Genomic DNA, 15,211 nt, shown 5'->3' with positions numbered 1-15,211 from the left:
TCAATTATTTAACAATTGTACGTGACTTATCAAGATTAGTTTCGAGAGGGCATAGGCTCATAAGGAGAGATGAACGATATGACAAAACAACCAAAGATGAAGAAATCTGGACTGAAGCCGGGCGACAAGGTGATCATGCACAACTGTTACGAGGTAGTGAGGCTTGAGGGATACGGCGGCGGCTTTGCTACTGAATATCTGAAGAAGTAGTCCGATCAACCTAAATCTAAAAAATGGATTTCAAAAAATTAGCAGTATCTTTGTCTACTTTTATTCTGACTGGTTCGCCATACCAAGAAAAAACTCTTTCATATTTCTTACCCGTCATACCTAAGCTTAACATTGCTCGTTCCATCAAATTAATACAGTCTTCATCACATGTTCTATTTCGGTGTAGATCACTACAGACAATCACTATTTTTTTCATAACGATCACCTCAGGACTAGGATTAACTCATTTTAGATTATACAACAGTTCATTAAATAAGTTAGTGTTTCAAAAAAAAATACATCATCTAACAACGAAGGAGACTTATATCATGACACCAGAACGGCAAGAAGAGAACAAGCTCAAGAAGGGTGACCTGGTTGTAATGCACACTTGCATTGAATCCGAGGAACACCCCGGAAAGATATGGACGTGCAAAACAGATCAGTTTACGCGAGGGAAGGGAGTAATCGCACAGGATTCTGTATTCCTCGAAGGCTACAGCGGATCGTTCGCACCTGAATTTCTGCAGAAGGTAATACTGCCGGCTGAGGACGAGCGCGCGCTGGCTACTCTAGAAGAGGCAGAGCAACAGAACAAGCGTCTGGAAGTTAAGCTTCAGGCGAGCCGGGACAGTGTATATCCCCTATCCGTTGAATGGGACGAATGCAAGGTTGAGTTGGCAGAGTCACAAACGAATTACAAATGCGTCCAGGAAACATTGGAATTTACAGCAGGAGCATTAAGCATTGTAACTGAGCAAAAGTTAGATCTGGAGAAGGCGCTGGCAGAGGCACAGCAGACCATTGATGCTTATAGGATCGCCGTAGGCAACTGCTACTCTGTAATGTCCAGACGGCACAAAGAGGTTTGGGAGGCACAACAGACCATAGCCCGGCAACGGGAGGAACTGACATGGCATGGGGATATTGGGAACTACGAGGTGGGAAATTACACGCTGATTGCAGATGACAGCCTTGATGAATGGGAATCATTTGTACTGCAGGATGTGGGGAAACGCGGTCGGGCAGCACTGGAAATTGAGCAATCGTCCTGCTGTTCCAACCCAAATGTGCAGACCGTTAATAATGAATTTGTGATTAACACCACCTGCTGCATGAATTGCGGACAACACTGAGGGATGAATTGTCTCGCCTCTGGTGTGGATGTGGGCAACCGGCTGTACATCAAGTACCAGATGAACCAACACACCATAGATTTCAGTGTGTTAAATGTAACGAAGGGTGGGAGACGCAGCCGTGACACAGATACAGACAATGACCAACCCGGAGCTTAACCGGGCGCTGGCGGAGTTGATGGGATGTAAGGTAGTCAAAGTCTCTGAGGGTGAATTTGCCTATGAGTTACAGGATTCATCGGGACATTGTATTAATACGGACGGAAGAGGCTGGGAAAGCGAACAATACGCATGGGCAGGCGCTTCTGACTACTGCACTGACCCTGCTGCCTCTCTAGAGGTACAGTCAGCAGCCATAGCTAAAGATGCTGATGCCTATGTGCAGAACCTTGCAATCGTCAAATGGGGACAGCCTGATGAAGACGTTGAGGACACAGCGGTTTGGAATAAAACGATGAGATATTCAATTGCCGAACTGCTTACCGCAAGACCCCGAGAGAGGGCAGAGGCGGCATATATCACGATGCAGGGGGTGAAATAGCATATGTACTATTTACGCAAGGAGCCGGAGGAAAAGACGATTCCGCCCATTCCTCTAACTAACGGTAACATCATACCGGAGCGGAAATTCATGAGCGAAGATCGGGCAGTATACAAGGCCCGCGAGTTCTCTCGCTTCTATCGCGGCGGATTTAAAGGAATTGTTGGGCGCTACCAAGGCATGAAGGTGTACACCTGCAAGACGCTTAAGCGAATCATTGAGCTGAGGGAAACCACGCTTAAGGCCTGCGGCGAGTTGTTTGATGTGTACGACGAGAACGGGAAGGTTGAGCTTCCAGATTATGAAGGAGGGTCACAGAATGAGCAGAATAGTTGAACCTAGATACGACACAGCAGGCAAGCTTATACAGGAGCATGACGTGCTGAAAGACGAAGAAACTGGAGAAATGGCGTTAGTCGTCCAAACGGAAAATAAAGCGGGCGTAAGAGGACTGGCAGTTCAGAATACGATTATTGGACTCGGGGACTGGCTGGACGTTTATCCAGATGGTGTCTGGACTGTCGTGGGTAACGCTGGAACTTTGATAGTATGATGCGCCGTACGAAACACCAGATCATTAAGGGAGTAGGAGTATCCCTCCTCTCCCAAAGGCAGAGTAGACGCAAACTGCTCACTGGCGATTTCCAAAAGAGCTCGTTTTAGGGTTTAAAATTTATCGGGATTTTTAATTCTAATTGAGGCTACTTCTCCGCACTTTTTACAAAATGTATACATAACCGGGGAGCCAAAAGAAAAAGTTTTACCGATTGGCATTACTCTAGCATCCACAGCGTTCACTTCACCTTTAGCAAAGGTAGTACTTCCACAAGCTTTACAAGTTAAGTTTTCTTGATTCATAATAACCATCCTCAATAAAATATTTAACAATTAATACGAATTGTACCAAAGGCAGGTTTCATTATTAAAAGTGCTATGTGACTTTCGGAAGACATAACGCAATAAACACAAATACGAAAGACGTAGTGAAAACGGCTTCTGAAAATGGTTCCATTAGATGATGCACAGTTCGAAGATACATGACATAAGGGGATAGAGGAGGTTACAGCCCTCCTCTCCCACCAAGGGAGGATAAGTAAGATGGACGTTCTACTTGACAAGGTAGTTAAAACACGGAAGCCTCATAAATGTTTGGGATGCAACGAAGTTATTCCTGAAAAAACGGAAGGCGTTAGGTTTGCAAATATGGCAAATAAAGGCAGTGTTTATTCCACTTATACGAGGCATTCGGAAACTTAGTAAAGACGCCATACGGACTATATATCATTCCAATAAATCTATTCTCAAATAGTTTACCGCAGTATTCGATTGATCCAAAGACAGTCGGTCAACACACCGGATTGAAGGACAATAATGATCGGGAAATTTATGAAGGAGACATCGTACAGATTCCGGATCTTTACGAGACTTCTGAGAACACCAGCACGACTTACCACACGGAAGTTATTGATTTCGAAGAACATGGATGGAGATAGGGCGGAAAGCGCATCATCGAAGATTACATCTACATCTCTGTTGAAGGTGAGATTGTTGGTAACAAGTATGATAATCTGGAATTGCTTGAACAGTCAGAGGTATAAGCGGGAGAAGAGGATATGAGCACCGATATTAAGTTTTTGCAGGATCTGCAGTCTGAACTGAACAGTCAGGACAATGATTCCCAGGCAGCCCAAGGTTTTGGACAGCGGGAGATTACCGTTGGGTAGAGTGTAACAATGGCAATCGGATTAGCGGTAGCCGCATGTTATAAATTACCGCCAATCAAAAGTAACAACCACGTCGTTAATGTGACCAAAAACTCATTATCGCGTTAATACCAGGTCAAGAATGCATCAACTTCAGCAATGGATAGATCATATTCCTTTTCGACTCCATTAATAAGGGTAATCGTGAGAATAGCTCTATCACCAGTCGGTTGTTCTGGTGTTGTTGTTGGTTTCGGAGTTATCGTGGCTGTAGGAGTTGGAGATGGTGTAGTAGTTGGTGTAACCGTTGGTGTTGGTGTAACTGTTGGTTCTGGTGTAGCCGTAGGTGTAGGAGACGGCGCTGTTGTCGGTGTTGCTGTAGGTGTTTCTGTTGGTTCAGGGGTAGAGGGAACTACCGAACCAAAAAAGTCAATTTCATAAACGCTAGCTCCACTCGTTGTTGTTACAACAATAGATTTTACCTCGGAATATGTAGTTCCTAAACTAGTCAAAACACCAATTGTAACAATATCAGAGTGTGTTGCTATAATTTTATTTTTACTATCCAAAAACTTGATTTCAAACTTATCAGAAGCTGCGAAAGATTTTAAGAAATATCCATTTATATTCGCTGTCTCTCGAGTTCCTAAGTCAAATTGAAAAGAGTTAAGTGTACCACCATTTGATAACCCCTTGCCAGTATTTAAATAATTATCAGTAATAGAGTTAATGGTTTCTCGGAAAGCATAAGTTTGAGTACGATAATCCCAATCTCCATGAGTCACAGCATAACCATTAAAAATACCACCAGTTTGAGCAAAGGCACCGTTTAAAGGAATTACAGTGAAAATTAGTAGAAACATAAGAACGATCTTCTTTCTTTTCATTTGTTTAGTTGCACTCCTTAGTATGTATTATAGTCACCTACTTTACAAAAATAACAAGGGTTGTCTAAACATATATGTATATATCTGCAATAAAGTGAGTGGATGAAGACATTTTCTTTTTTATTCCAGTTGGTGAATAAGTTACTTGCGAACTCGGCCCGGTAGGGGGCCATAAATTTTATTGATATAAAGAAGTGTATCCAACAAACACTAACATCAGGATATATTCCGAAATCGATTATGATTGCAGGCACCCATTTTGTGCGAGAACGATTTGAATTTAGAGCATACATAAAATAGGTTGAAGTTATCATCGTCTGTCCAATCAAAATTCCTCTCTTTGCATACTCTATGAGTATAAATAAAGAGGAGGTAGTTTAACATGGCACAAATCATAGATGTAGGAAGTAGTACTGCGACAACAGGAAGCCAAACGGTATCCATTCCCATTCTCGCGCCGGCTCAAAATTTAATCTTAGCTGAGTTTGGACTAGCTACCGTAGCAAGTGGAAGTGTTCAACTGGATACAACTATTGGTTTTCAAACGACATTGGGTGTTCCAAGTGTGATTTTCACTTTGTACAGAGATGGACAACCTATTTTCAATGTGGGAGCTAGTGGACTTTCGATTTCAGCAATTCAACCTATTACTATTTCATATTTGGATAGAAGCGTTCCAGAAGGGTATCATGCATATTCTTTAGGCGTGGCCAATAACAGTCTCAATATTTTACTGAATACTGCCAGTGTTACTGGACCGGTTACCTATTCTGGAATATCGATTGGATGAGTTTCAAAAGCCCGTCAACCTTAACTGGTCGGCGAGCTTTTTTTCTGTTTATATAAAAATACTCAGTAAACACTGGACTCCGCAACAAGCCAGTTTTGTGTTCATTCCCCCATAATTCGATTCCTATTTACCCAAGCACAGATAAAAATCCCACATATTCTAAGTTGTATCCAATTGCAGAGGAGGAATAACGAATGAGTGGAGTTGTTGGAGGATATGGCTGTGGACATGAAAAAGAAGTTAAATGTATTAGTCCTTTTACGTCGACAGGTGCAATCTTGGTACTCTTTATCTTGTTGGTCATCATTACAAAAGCCTGTATATTCTAAATTTTATTCAATTACAAAGGGGAGACTGTAATGGGTGAATTTGCTGGGGGATATGGTGGCTTTACTTCTACCACTGCAATTCTGGTTCTGTTTATCTTGTTGGTTATTATTCTTAGTACGTGCTTTATCTAAATGCATATCGTTTGGGAAAGTGAAAGCTTGTCAACCTAAACTGGTCGGCGGGCTTTTTCTATTTATACGATAAATTCTGTAAATACCGGACTCCGCAGCATGCCGGATTTGGTTCAGTTCCTCATAGCCGGGGCTCCGGATTTTCCCGGCCTCCTAGGAGAAAGTCAGCCGGTGTCCGTCTATCTTTGGTTCAAAATATAATCATTGTGGCTGAATGGACCAGCAGTAGTTTGTAATAACATTGGGAAAATAAACATAAAAAACCTCCTCTATCCAATTATAGCGCTTGGCTAAAAGGGAAAGAGGAGGTAAGTCCTGGGAAAGATTATTCGGAAGTTGTATACTCACTTACTTCATAGGTTAGTATTTTATCAAATACGACATAATCTTTACGCTTTTTGAAGGGGCCTTTGTTGTTGCTATGTTTATCAATTGCATACATCCCAGGGCCTCTACCTGCATCACGGGCATCATACCAGGTTAAAAATGCATCTACTTCAGCGATGGGGAGATCGTACTCCTTTTCTACTCCATTTGTCATCGTAATCACCAGTATAGCTCGATCACCTGGTTGTTCTGGTGTCGGAGTTGGTGCTGGAGTAACAGTTGGCTTTGGAGTCGTGGTTGGTGTAGGTGTAGCCGTTGGAACTGGCGTACTCGTAGCTGTAGCAGTTGGTGTAGGTGTCACAGTTGGCGTCGGGTTAGGCGTAGTAGTAGGTGTTGGGTCCGGTGTAGCTGTCGGAGACGGAGTTGTTGTCGGAGAAGCCGTCGGCGAAGGACTAGGTGTTGGAGAAACTGTTGGTTCAGGTGTAGCGGTTGGTAACGGTGTTGGCGTAGGTTGGTTTGTTAAATAACCATATACTTTAAAATCATATACTTTTAGATCATTACCCGCATTACCTAAAAAGATATAACGTACTTTGTCTACGTTTACGGAAAGTTCTTGTTTAGTTAATATTTCTCCTCCAATAACGCGTTGAGATAGTTTGATTTCAGTACCCTTTTCATCATAAAAATAGGCACTGAAAGCTTGATTTCCCCCATTTGCAAATTCTACTTTGAATTTCGAAATATAGTATTCTTCAGGTAACTTAATCCAGAATCCTGTAGTAGATGATTTGTAATTTCCAACTTGTCCAAATGTAGCCACATTTTCGTCTGTTAGTTTATCTGTAGTTATATTTCCTGTATTTATTCCACTACCAAGTGTGAATAATTTACCGAGTACGATATCGGTTGGTGTTGGTGTCACTGTCGGTGACGGCTCAACAGTAGGAGTTGGAGTGTTGGTTGGTTGTGGCACTTCAGTATTACTACTACTAACTGCTACGGATGCACCGGTTTTATCTCTTCCCGCATAAAGATACGGACCTGCAGACCATGACATTTTATCGGCTTGGTAATAAGTTTCTATCTTTGTGATTAATGTTGAAGGAATATTGAAATAGTGTGGATCTGTGGTTTTGAATACAGAATACTCCACATACTCAGTATCAGAAGTGTAGACCAGCATTTTATCAATCCCCCAGCTAGATATAAGGAAGATAGATTGAGTATTAAATGCTGGATTGAAAATTGATGTTCGTACCATTGCTTTCGATGCTGTTGCTGATGCAGCAGATCCTACAGATAAGGATGAGAAAACAAGTAGAATAATCAGAGCGAAAGTCCGTAATCTTTTCATTTGTTGTACCCCTTATTATGTATATTTTCTTCTTATAGAAATTTCATTCTGGTGTCTTAGCAACCCTGCCTTTCCTATAATTTACATGAGTGAATTTTAACGTTCATGGATGAATATGTCTAAACAAAAATACTTATATTTGGAATAATTAGATCATGTTCTATTAATGTACATAATTGTGGGAGCTGTGGAATATACTCATTATTGTTTAACGAACATTTGTTTGGTTATAATACAAACAAATGTTCTTATTTTATCGGAGGCGATCAATCATGAAGATGAGCATCGGCCAAACCATCGAAATCATATATCTGGACAAAGCGGGGAAGATCACTCAGCGCAAGATCGAAGTAAACGGCATTCGTGACGGACGTATTCGGGCTACATGCCTGACCACAGGCGCACCGCGAGTGTTCCTGGCAGCCAGTGTCTTATCATGGCAACCTGCGCAGGAACGGCGGCATGCTTGATGATACTCCGCGTAAGTTGCTGAGGATCATATTTCAGTTCCGGTATCATTTTAGACGGATGCCCAACATTAAGGAGCTGCGACGATTGAGCGGGCGGCGGCCTGCGGAGATAATCAAGGGGTTCAAAGCGCTGGCAGCGGAGCAATATATACTATGGGAGTCGTCTGCACCTATTGAGACGGCCGTAATAATTGAGGGGTGGGAACGTAACGTACCGTACGATACATCACCGCAGGGAGGCGCACAGAGCGCCGGGCGTGGACCTAACATAGATTACTGGATGAATCACTAAGGGGGCAGTACATAATGAGTAAATTGGATAGCAATGAGCGGTGGAAAACTAAGATGCTACTTACCGATCATGTGGATCAGTACGATCAGAGGGATAAGGACGAGGGAGCCGGTAGTAAGATGCTCACGAATGATGAGCGCGAGATGATCCGGGATCTCATTTTACTGCCACATATAGATACAATGGTGAGTAAGAGCCTTAAGGAGATCGAGCATTCCGGCAATGTCCTTCTAATGGCCGGGAAGGCAATACAGCGCCGGATCATGCAGGATACCTATCGACTGCAAAAAGAGCTGAAGCAGCGGAATATTAAATTTTTCGCGGATGAGCAAGATGAATTTATCTCTTATCACAAAATATTTTGCCGGGATACCAGGAACGATTCAGACTTACTCGCGATGTAATGCGACCTGAGATTAGCCTGCGGCTGACCAAGTATACAACTGAGCTCGGAGAAGTGTTAAAGGATCATCTTAAATAATGTGATAAAAAATAATCCCCGAAGTTTCCGGGGACACTACTTTGAACGATCATTATCCATTACCTGCTACTGCAATTCCACTGAAACTTCTTGCTCTTAGAGTTGCAGTCCTAATGGCTGATGCTAGAATGGTATATGAATTTGGCCTGTAAAGCACATCACTAGCCGGCGGGAAGTCAACAGCGGTTATTCCTACCATTTTGTATTGGGTCCCTTGTTTATTGATGTTTCCCGGGTACGTTGTACTAAAGATTAATGTATTATTGCGGTAGATGCTAAAAGTAACATCATTCTGAACTATAACGCTAACATCAACACTAAGCCTTACATAAGCATTTAAAGTGACCCTTACCAAGCTTGCATTTGCAGGTGTAACATTTGAGGTTTGAAGTCCAATGACACCAAACTAAATTAATACCTGGTGTATCAACTACACTATCCTGTGAGATGCGCATATCCAAAAACTGAATACTCATCATATTCACCTGACCTCTCTTAGTAGATGCCATATTTTGTGAGAGGAAGGGTCGATTGCTTGTGCATATTTAAAAAGAGTTAGTCGGTCTGCATAAACAAAGCCCCGTCAGTAATACTGGCGGGACCTTCAGTATTGGCCTGGGATAGGGCAGTCATTATTGAGGGCTGCCCTAGTTTCATTTTCTATATTTTTCAAGGATAATAAACAGCATAGAATGTGTAATCAAATGGGCTTCCAAAGCCTACCGGATACGCTCTCACACAATATAATTCCCCCTGGACTGGTACGAATCCAATCTTTTCGCTTGAGCTCGGTGCAATAATCTTTTCAACAATAGGGGGCTTTCCATTTATTAAATCAAAATAACGATAAACACTAAAGTTTAAGTAATTCATAGGGCTTGGCGAATCGTTCAAGATTGTAAGAGTTTGTTTGTAGTTCGACAAACCTGGAAAGACATAAAAATCATTATCGGCCGATGAAGAAATGGAGCCATGCAAAAAGAATTGCCCCTCAAGTTCGCCAACTTTCATGTTGGTTATAGCGCTAGCTTGAGCAGGGATGTTATTGGGTTCTGCTTCATCTTGCGCAAAGGCAGCGGTTGCGAAAGAAAGTGATACTACTACCGACAAAAGCGCGGACACAAACTTTTTTTTCATTTTCCTCTTCCTCCTATTTAATAAAAATGGGATACTTTACTATTTTAAAACAAATACGTGATAGGTGGAACTGTATTTATAAGGATAAATATGGCAAAATGATAAAATATTTGGTTATGACTTGATCAAAAAAGAATTGATTATAGATATGACTACATAATCAAAGCCCCGTCAGTTTACTGGCGGGGTATGGTATCTATAGTTCAGCCTCCTCATAATGGGAAGTGACAACATAATATATGCCCACAATAGCGCCCCCAAAACGCCCACATATAATAGAAAGAATGAAATACATTCTAAAAAACCTTTATTAGCAAGGTATTAAGTGGTGTTCAGACCATTATAAGCGACCTAAGTCATAAATCGCACCCAGGTTCACGAGTGGGAAAAAGATCAGTAAGTGACTCTTTACTAGAATGAAGGAGCTCTGCTTTAGGATCAAAGTTGCAGCAGCTACGATGATTATTATCATAATGGATATCCATGTAGTAGTAGTCAAGTAAACACCTCCATACTCCAAATACTACCATCTTAAGATTATATAACATGTGCTTTACTTAATAAGAAGGGGGATAGCCAGTATGAGCTGAAAACCGAAATACCGCGCGTGGAGAAAACGCATATGACATCTCCTTTGTAGATATGCATGTCTGGACCGTACTACGAATGCTTATTATTGAAGTAACCAGCAGGGGGATCTAATACATTTTCAGTAGAACGTCTTACATTCATTTGATGAAAATGTTATGATTATTAAATCAGTGTGTAGAGATATCGGTTTTTTTATTGACCGAAAATATATGTCTCATGATACGTCTGCCATCTGAAATATTATTCACGGAGATGACAAACATGCATGGAGACACAAGACTGCCTAGAAACGCAAAAGAAGGTATATTATTTTTATTGATTATTTCAATTATTTCAGTAAATACTATTGCTCCTATTATTGTGGGATTGGAACTTGGTTTCAGTAAGGAAGTGTATATAGATACACTAAAGATTATTCCGTTCATGTGGATAATCGTAGTTTTATTGGTAAGATTAGTTGCAGGACCGTTGGTTGGGAAAGTAATGCCAATATTCATGGGACAAACCGATGGATTTAATGCTAGGGTTCTATTGAATACTTTATTGAATGTCACAGTGTTATCTATTTTATTATCGATTATCGGTACATGGGTTGGGACCAAACAAATAAGCCTAGAACCGTTTAAAAACTTCCTTCACATCTGGCCAAGAAACTTTGGGATAGCATTTTGGATTGAACTGTTGGTTGCGCAGCCGATAGCAAGATTTGCAATGAAAACATTACATGCAAGTAAGGATCGTAAAACAGAAAGTGTAATGCCTAACTAGCTGAAATGGCGTAGACAAATAAAGAAATTTAGGGAACGTCCATGGCGGACGTTCTTTTTTTGCACATTTGGACCATGCTGCGCAGAAGCCACTCGTATCAGACGATTATTCTAAAGGGGAAATATGTTATCAATGTACCGGGGGGATTGGGGATTGGATCAAGATAGATGAGATTATAGATGTGACTAAATAAAATATCCCCATAGTCTCCGGGGATACACACTAAAAGATTATTACCCATTACCTGCTACTGCGCTCCCACTGAAGCATCTTGCTCCTAAAGTGATGCCATAATTAGTGACTACATAAATGGTATATCTGATTTGACCTGAAAGTACATCTGCAGCAGGAGAGTAGTCAACGGCGGTCAGTCCGCTCATTTCATAGATAGTCTCAAATTGCGTAGCTGGCTTTTGGTAGACGGTGGAAAAGACCGGAGTACCGTTTCGCAGTATGGTATAGGTAGCATTAGGGACGACAGTTGAACTTGAAGAAGCTGATAACGTTAGACGGGCATATGCATTTGATGTCACCCGGACCAAGCCAACATTTTCAGGGGAAACACTTGTTGTCTGTAATCCGATATCTCCAAACGTGTAGGGAAAAGAAGATGAACTTAACCCTAACGCTGGTGTATCAGACGTGCTATCTTGAGCAATACGCATATCTAAAAATTGAATACTCATATGATTCACCTATCCTCTCATAGCTAATACAGCTTATGAGACTGAATGATAGATTGTTTGTATCAAGATAAAAAAATAATAAGAGAAATTAGATATTTATTCAGCTGTCCGAAGCCGTTCCACAATACTTTTCCTGCCGCTCAGAGAATAGCTGGTGAGTGGAATACAGATTCCAAGTGCCAATAGAATAGGTAGCACAGCGAGCAAGGGCCAGATAATGAATTTATAACTCATGAACCACATTAAATGAGTGAAGGGTTTTGCAATCAAGAGTGAGGATAGACTTCCTAATAGGATGGAACATACACTGGTACCAAGCACGAAGTATAGCCCTTCATAGATAAGCATTGTTTTCAATTGTTTATTGGTCATACCAATACTTTGCAGGATGGCGAATTCCTGGCGTCGGGTCAAAATACTAGTTAATATCGCATTTGCAAAATTCAGCACTCCAATTAAACCAATAATTAAGCTAAGTGTTCCACCAATCACTACTACTGTATTTTGCATACCTGTGAATTCATTCTTTACAATAGATTTGGATTTGTAATGCATCGTCAGTTCAGTTGTTTCAGTGTACTTCTTCAAAAAGCTTTCCATCGAGTCCTCCTGACCGGTGGACACATTAAAGGCGTAACTCATCACAGCTGGCTGATGCACAAGTGATTTATAGATATCCGCAGGCAGGTAGAAGCTAGCGAAGTATGCGGCACTTGTACCGGAATTCGTGCTATTAATGCTTACATGACCAAGAATGGTGAATTCATGACTGGTATATTCTTGAGCCTGGGGATTATTGATTGAACCCATATAGTTATGAAGGGTTACCTTATCACCCACTTGATATTTAGTGTATTCCATCTGAGGGTTGTTATGATCATCCACTGGCGCTCCTTCCAGAATGTACTTTCCTGAAGCAAGCTTGTTAAAATCCAGCTCACCATCAATCAACTGCAGCCGGTGAAGAGGTAATTCTTCCAATCCATAAGTCACTGTAGGTAAATTGCCGCGAGCATCTGCTTCATACCCCTCACTATTGTCCTTATGCTCGATAGTGAGTAGATCCCTGCCACTATACAAGCGGCCGCCTTCTTCAAAACCTGGTTGTGCCTGTACGGCTTGAATATAGCTTTCCGTGGTCGCGTTATCAGAACCGGTGAAGTGTTCTTGAAAATATTCAGCATGACCAATAAGAAAGTCAGTATCATTAAATTTTGACAAGTATTTGTCCATGTCCATACTCTGAGATAACGTGAATGCAGTATTCAGGAGGATCAGACTTAAAGAAAGGCTGATCACCACCAGAGCTGTCCGCTTCTTATTGCGCCCCAGGTTGGCACGAGCCATGAGGGGCATTTTAGCGCCATTGGTTGACTTCCTCAGGTGGGCGCCACCCGTTCTCTTCGCACCTCCATCTGTGTATCTTGCAGCCTCGACAGGAGAAACGTTCGCGGCAATTCTGCCTGGTTTTAACGTACTGATAATGACGGTAATAACTGCAAATATAGCAGAACCGATAAAAATCCACGGGCTCGGGGATACGGATATCTCAGCATTTGCGTGCATGGATCTGTCCATTAGTAAAGGGACAAGTGATTTTCCGACAACAAAACCTATGAGTAAGCCGATGGGGACTCCAAGCACGGAGAGGAATAATGCCTGCCTGCGAATGATCCGGCGGATTTGCCTACTGCTTGTTCCGATAGTCTTTAGAAGTCCGTAAAAACGGATATCGCGCATGACTGATATTTGGAATATGTTATAGATAATCAAGTATCCGGTCAACATTATCAACAGGAGAGCGGCAGTTAGTGCAAGGATGGTTCCCGTATCCATAGCAAAATTGGTGGAGAGATATGACCAGTTAACATTACCGTCGAGATAGTTCGATGCTTTTTTATCCAGGGAATAACCGCTTTCCGTTATTACTTTATCAAGTTTTCCCCGGAGGTCAAAGCTGTTATCGAATTTTAAAAGAGCATTTATGACTCCGGTTTGATCAAAGTCCTGCTTATATGTGCTGCGCAATTCTTCGGCATTGGCATCTATATAAGCTCTGGAAGCAAAGATTTGCCCCACGTTAAACACGGGGTCACTTTTCCACCAGCCTGAGAGCACAAAGTCACGCTGAACCTCTTTGCCATGTATCTCAAGCTTCAGGTTAAATGGTGTCCCCTCTTTCAGGGGAACGTCTAGTAACTCCGCAGTCTTGGAGTCCATGATGACTTCATTTTCTGCAACAGGTTTATGCCCGCCTTCAAGCTCAATAAATCCGAATTTCAGACCAATATCGTCATAATACCAAAACTCCGCATGACGTTTTAACAATTCCTCGTTTGTTACTTTTTTGCTTAGTAAGCGGTCATAAGCCAGTTCCTTAATAAGAGGGTGGTCCTTGATGTGATTAAATTCCTCCTCGTTTAGATATTTGAGTGAGGCATGACCATCTCCACCTGCCTGCCGCATCATTGCCCGCTGCAGGCTTTCCGCCGTGCCGAGTCCCATAGTGAACAGGGTGGTAAATAACAACGAAGTTAAGGCGATAGCGATAATAGCTATGATATTGCGGGTTTTATTAGCCTTCAAAATATTAGTCGATAGATTACGGATTGCTTTATTGCTATTGACCTTGATCATCTGGCGCCACCGCTGACCATTTTGCCGTCCTCAATGCGGATAATCCGGTCGGCCATTTGGGCAATTTCCTCGTTGTGGGTTATCATTACGATCGTTTGGCCGAACTGTTGGCTGGAAACCTTTATAAGTCCAATAACATCAAGGCTAGTTTTGCTGTCGAGGTTGCCGGTTGGTTCGTCGGCCAAAATAATAGCCGGTTTCGACGCCAGCGCTCTGGCAATGGCTACCCGCTGCTGCTGTCCCCCGGAGAGATTACTTGGCAGATTGTATAATTTGTTTTCAAGCCCCAACGTATTCACAATTTTCGACAAGTAGGCTTGGTCTGGTTGTTTTCCGTCCAGTTCAATAGGCAGCACAATATTCTCGGATACGTTCAGGACCGGTACCAAATTATAATTCTGGAATACAAAGCCCATCTTCCGTCTGCGGAAAATGGTCAATTCCTCATCTTTCAACAAGGTAATATTTTTGCCATCGACCGTGACTTCTCCGCTGGTTGGCCGGTCTAGTCCTCCAAGCATATGCAGCAGGGTAGACTTACCGCTGCCGGATGTACCTATAATCGCGACAAACTCCCCATTTTCCACCTTTAGGTTTACCCCATCTAATGCATGAACCGCAGTATCTCCGCTGCCATAAGTTTTTTTTAGATCCTTGGTTTCTAATACTTGCAAGTTGTTCTCCTCCCACACCCCAAAATGTATGTACTTAATCCTCTACAGTACATACAATAGCTT

Annotated in this window: 20 protein-coding genes; 12 read left to right on the top strand and 8 right to left on the bottom strand. The window is 42.0% G+C overall.

The genetic code is table 11. The annotated features are described in order from the left end of the window. Window positions 1-78: 78 nt before the first annotated feature. Window positions 79-210: a hypothetical protein gene (locus MHI45_RS03320; protein WP_256718041.1), complete on the top strand. Its 132-nt coding sequence runs from the start codon at window positions 79-81 to the stop codon at window positions 208-210. 16 nt (window positions 211-226) lie between these two features. Here MHI45_RS03320 and MHI45_RS03315 read toward each other — a convergent pair whose 3' ends face one another. After that, entirely contained in the window at window positions 227-427 is a 201-nt protein-coding gene (locus MHI45_RS03315) for a hypothetical protein (RefSeq protein ID WP_144024247.1), read from the bottom strand. 112 nt (window positions 428-539) lie between these two features. Between MHI45_RS03315 and MHI45_RS03310 the strand changes: the two genes are divergently transcribed. From MHI45_RS03310 to MHI45_RS03295, 4 genes are all read left to right on the top strand, one after another. Then, window positions 540-1,346, top strand: a complete 807-nt coding sequence (locus tag MHI45_RS03310) for a hypothetical protein (protein ID WP_076109506.1) — start codon at window positions 540-542, stop codon at window positions 1,344-1,346. A gap of 121 nt (window positions 1,347-1,467) precedes the next feature. Further along, window positions 1,468-1,887, top strand: a complete 420-nt coding sequence (locus MHI45_RS03305) for a hypothetical protein (RefSeq protein ID WP_076109507.1) — start codon at window positions 1,468-1,470, stop codon at window positions 1,885-1,887. Between the two features lie 3 nt (window positions 1,888-1,890). Then, entirely contained in the window at window positions 1,891-2,223 is a 333-nt protein-coding gene (locus MHI45_RS03300) for a hypothetical protein (RefSeq protein WP_076109508.1), read from the top strand. Continuing rightward, window positions 2,207-2,440, top strand: a complete 234-nt coding sequence (locus tag MHI45_RS03295; RefSeq protein ID WP_076109509.1) for a hypothetical protein — start codon at window positions 2,207-2,209, stop codon at window positions 2,438-2,440. Before MHI45_RS03300 ends, MHI45_RS03295 begins: the two co-directional genes overlap by 17 nt. A gap of 113 nt (window positions 2,441-2,553) precedes the next feature. On the opposite strand, the gene MHI45_RS03290 is transcribed toward MHI45_RS03295, so the two are convergent. Beyond that, entirely contained in the window at window positions 2,554-2,745 is a 192-nt protein-coding gene (locus tag MHI45_RS03290; RefSeq protein ID WP_076109510.1) for a hypothetical protein, read from the bottom strand. A gap of 422 nt (window positions 2,746-3,167) precedes the next feature. Between MHI45_RS03290 and MHI45_RS03285 the strand changes: the two genes are divergently transcribed. Next, the gene (locus tag MHI45_RS03285; protein WP_083675497.1) at window positions 3,168-3,380 is read left to right on the top strand and encodes a YopX family protein; all 213 of its coding nucleotides are present in this window, start codon (window positions 3,168-3,170) and stop codon (window positions 3,378-3,380) included. A gap of 335 nt (window positions 3,381-3,715) precedes the next feature. Here MHI45_RS03285 and MHI45_RS03280 read toward each other — a convergent pair whose 3' ends face one another. Next, window positions 3,716-4,477, bottom strand: coding sequence for a hypothetical protein (locus MHI45_RS03280; protein WP_083675498.1), 762 nt, complete (start codon window positions 4,475-4,477; stop codon window positions 3,716-3,718). A gap of 382 nt (window positions 4,478-4,859) precedes the next feature. Between MHI45_RS03280 and MHI45_RS03275 the strand changes: the two genes are divergently transcribed. Further along, entirely contained in the window at window positions 4,860-5,267 is a 408-nt protein-coding gene (locus tag MHI45_RS03275) for a hypothetical protein (RefSeq protein WP_076109512.1), read from the top strand. A 194-nt stretch (window positions 5,268-5,461) separates the two neighbouring features. Continuing rightward, a complete protein-coding gene (locus MHI45_RS03270; RefSeq protein WP_218642517.1) occupies window positions 5,462-5,596 on the top strand; it encodes a YjcZ family sporulation protein in 135 nt (44 codons plus the stop codon). Window positions 5,597-6,053: 457 nt separating this feature from the next. Here MHI45_RS03270 and MHI45_RS03260 read toward each other — a convergent pair whose 3' ends face one another. Beyond that, a complete protein-coding gene (locus MHI45_RS03260) occupies window positions 6,054-7,412 on the bottom strand; it encodes a hypothetical protein (protein WP_179091691.1) in 1,359 nt (452 codons plus the stop codon). Between the two features lie 272 nt (window positions 7,413-7,684). Here MHI45_RS03260 and MHI45_RS03255 point away from each other — a divergent pair, with 272 nt between their 5' ends. From MHI45_RS03255 to MHI45_RS03245, 3 genes are all read left to right on the top strand, one after another. Further along, entirely contained in the window at window positions 7,685-7,882 is a 198-nt protein-coding gene (locus MHI45_RS03255; RefSeq protein WP_179091692.1) for a hypothetical protein, read from the top strand. A gap of 85 nt (window positions 7,883-7,967) precedes the next feature. Continuing rightward, window positions 7,968-8,174, top strand: coding sequence for a hypothetical protein (locus tag MHI45_RS03250; RefSeq protein ID WP_144024248.1), 207 nt, complete (start codon window positions 7,968-7,970; stop codon window positions 8,172-8,174). Window positions 8,175-8,188: 14 nt separating this feature from the next. Continuing rightward, the gene (locus MHI45_RS03245) at window positions 8,189-8,578 is read left to right on the top strand and encodes a hypothetical protein (RefSeq protein ID WP_083675499.1); all 390 of its coding nucleotides are present in this window, start codon (window positions 8,189-8,191) and stop codon (window positions 8,576-8,578) included. Window positions 8,579-9,324: 746 nt separating this feature from the next. Here MHI45_RS03245 and MHI45_RS03240 read toward each other — a convergent pair. Then, window positions 9,325-9,792, bottom strand: a complete 468-nt coding sequence (locus MHI45_RS03240) for a hypothetical protein (protein ID WP_076109514.1) — start codon at window positions 9,790-9,792, stop codon at window positions 9,325-9,327. Between the two features lie 852 nt (window positions 9,793-10,644). Here MHI45_RS03240 and MHI45_RS03235 point away from each other — a divergent pair. Then, window positions 10,645-11,151 carry a hypothetical protein gene (locus MHI45_RS03235; protein ID WP_076109515.1) on the top strand — a complete coding sequence of 169 codons (507 nt, stop codon included), beginning with the start codon at window positions 10,645-10,647 and terminating at the stop codon, window positions 11,149-11,151. Window positions 11,152-11,384: 233 nt separating this feature from the next. Here the strand turns inward: MHI45_RS03235 and MHI45_RS03230 are convergent, their stop codons facing one another. From MHI45_RS03230 to MHI45_RS03220, 3 genes are all read right to left on the bottom strand, one after another. Further along, window positions 11,385-11,837 (bottom strand): hypothetical protein, encoded by a 453-nt coding sequence (locus tag MHI45_RS03230; protein ID WP_144024249.1) that lies wholly within the window; start codon window positions 11,835-11,837, stop codon window positions 11,385-11,387. Between the two features lie 96 nt (window positions 11,838-11,933). Then, window positions 11,934-14,474 (bottom strand): ABC transporter permease, encoded by a 2,541-nt coding sequence (locus tag MHI45_RS03225; protein ID WP_076109516.1) that lies wholly within the window; start codon window positions 14,472-14,474, stop codon window positions 11,934-11,936. After that, a complete protein-coding gene (locus MHI45_RS03220; RefSeq protein WP_076109517.1) occupies window positions 14,471-15,148 on the bottom strand; it encodes an ABC transporter ATP-binding protein in 678 nt (225 codons plus the stop codon). Before MHI45_RS03220 ends, MHI45_RS03225 begins: the two co-directional genes overlap by 4 nt. Window positions 15,149-15,211: the final 63 nt, after the last annotated feature.

This window comes from Paenibacillus sp. FSL H3-0321 (assembly GCF_038002865.1).
Taxonomy (GTDB): domain Bacteria; phylum Bacillota; class Bacilli; order Paenibacillales; family Paenibacillaceae; genus Paenibacillus_AQ.
The sequence above is the reverse complement of the archived record's forward strand: the minus strand, read 5'-3'. Positions and strand labels throughout refer to the sequence as shown.

What these genes read in the sequence shown, in the direction of transcription:
- MHI45_RS03315 (WP_144024247.1), bottom strand. Translation starts at nt 427, where the DNA reads ATGAAAAAAATAGTGATTGTCTGTAGTGATCTACACCGAAATAGAACA.
- MHI45_RS03275 (WP_076109512.1), top strand. Translation starts at nt 4,860, where the DNA reads ATGGCACAAATCATAGATGTAGGAAGTAGTACTGCGACAACAGGAAGC.
- MHI45_RS03280 (WP_083675498.1), bottom strand. Translation starts at nt 4,477, where the DNA reads ATGAAAAGAAAGAAGATCGTTCTTATGTTTCTACTAATTTTCACTGTA.
- MHI45_RS03320 (WP_256718041.1), top strand. Translation starts at nt 79, where the DNA reads ATGACAAAACAACCAAAGATGAAGAAATCTGGACTGAAGCCGGGCGAC.
- MHI45_RS03300 (WP_076109508.1), top strand. Translation starts at nt 1,891, where the DNA reads ATGTACTATTTACGCAAGGAGCCGGAGGAAAAGACGATTCCGCCCATT.
- MHI45_RS03225 (WP_076109516.1), bottom strand. Translation starts at nt 14,474, where the DNA reads ATGATCAAGGTCAATAGCAATAAAGCAATCCGTAATCTATCGACTAAT.
- MHI45_RS03240 (WP_076109514.1), bottom strand. Translation starts at nt 9,792, where the DNA reads ATGAAAAAAAAGTTTGTGTCCGCGCTTTTGTCGGTAGTAGTATCACTT.
- MHI45_RS03245 (WP_083675499.1), top strand. Translation starts at nt 8,189, where the DNA reads ATGAGTAAATTGGATAGCAATGAGCGGTGGAAAACTAAGATGCTACTT.
- MHI45_RS03230 (WP_144024249.1), bottom strand. Translation starts at nt 11,837, where the DNA reads ATGAGTATTCAATTTTTAGATATGCGTATTGCTCAAGATAGCACGTCT.
- MHI45_RS03310 (WP_076109506.1), top strand. Translation starts at nt 540, where the DNA reads ATGACACCAGAACGGCAAGAAGAGAACAAGCTCAAGAAGGGTGACCTG.
- MHI45_RS03270 (WP_218642517.1), top strand. Translation starts at nt 5,462, where the DNA reads ATGAGTGGAGTTGTTGGAGGATATGGCTGTGGACATGAAAAAGAAGTT.
- MHI45_RS03295 (WP_076109509.1), top strand. Translation starts at nt 2,207, where the DNA reads ATGAGCAGAATAGTTGAACCTAGATACGACACAGCAGGCAAGCTTATA.
- MHI45_RS03255 (WP_179091692.1), top strand. Translation starts at nt 7,685, where the DNA reads ATGAAGATGAGCATCGGCCAAACCATCGAAATCATATATCTGGACAAA.
- MHI45_RS03290 (WP_076109510.1), bottom strand. Translation starts at nt 2,745, where the DNA reads ATGAATCAAGAAAACTTAACTTGTAAAGCTTGTGGAAGTACTACCTTT.
- MHI45_RS03260 (WP_179091691.1), bottom strand. Translation starts at nt 7,412, where the DNA reads ATGAAAAGATTACGGACTTTCGCTCTGATTATTCTACTTGTTTTCTCA.
- MHI45_RS03235 (WP_076109515.1), top strand. Translation starts at nt 10,645, where the DNA reads ATGCATGGAGACACAAGACTGCCTAGAAACGCAAAAGAAGGTATATTA.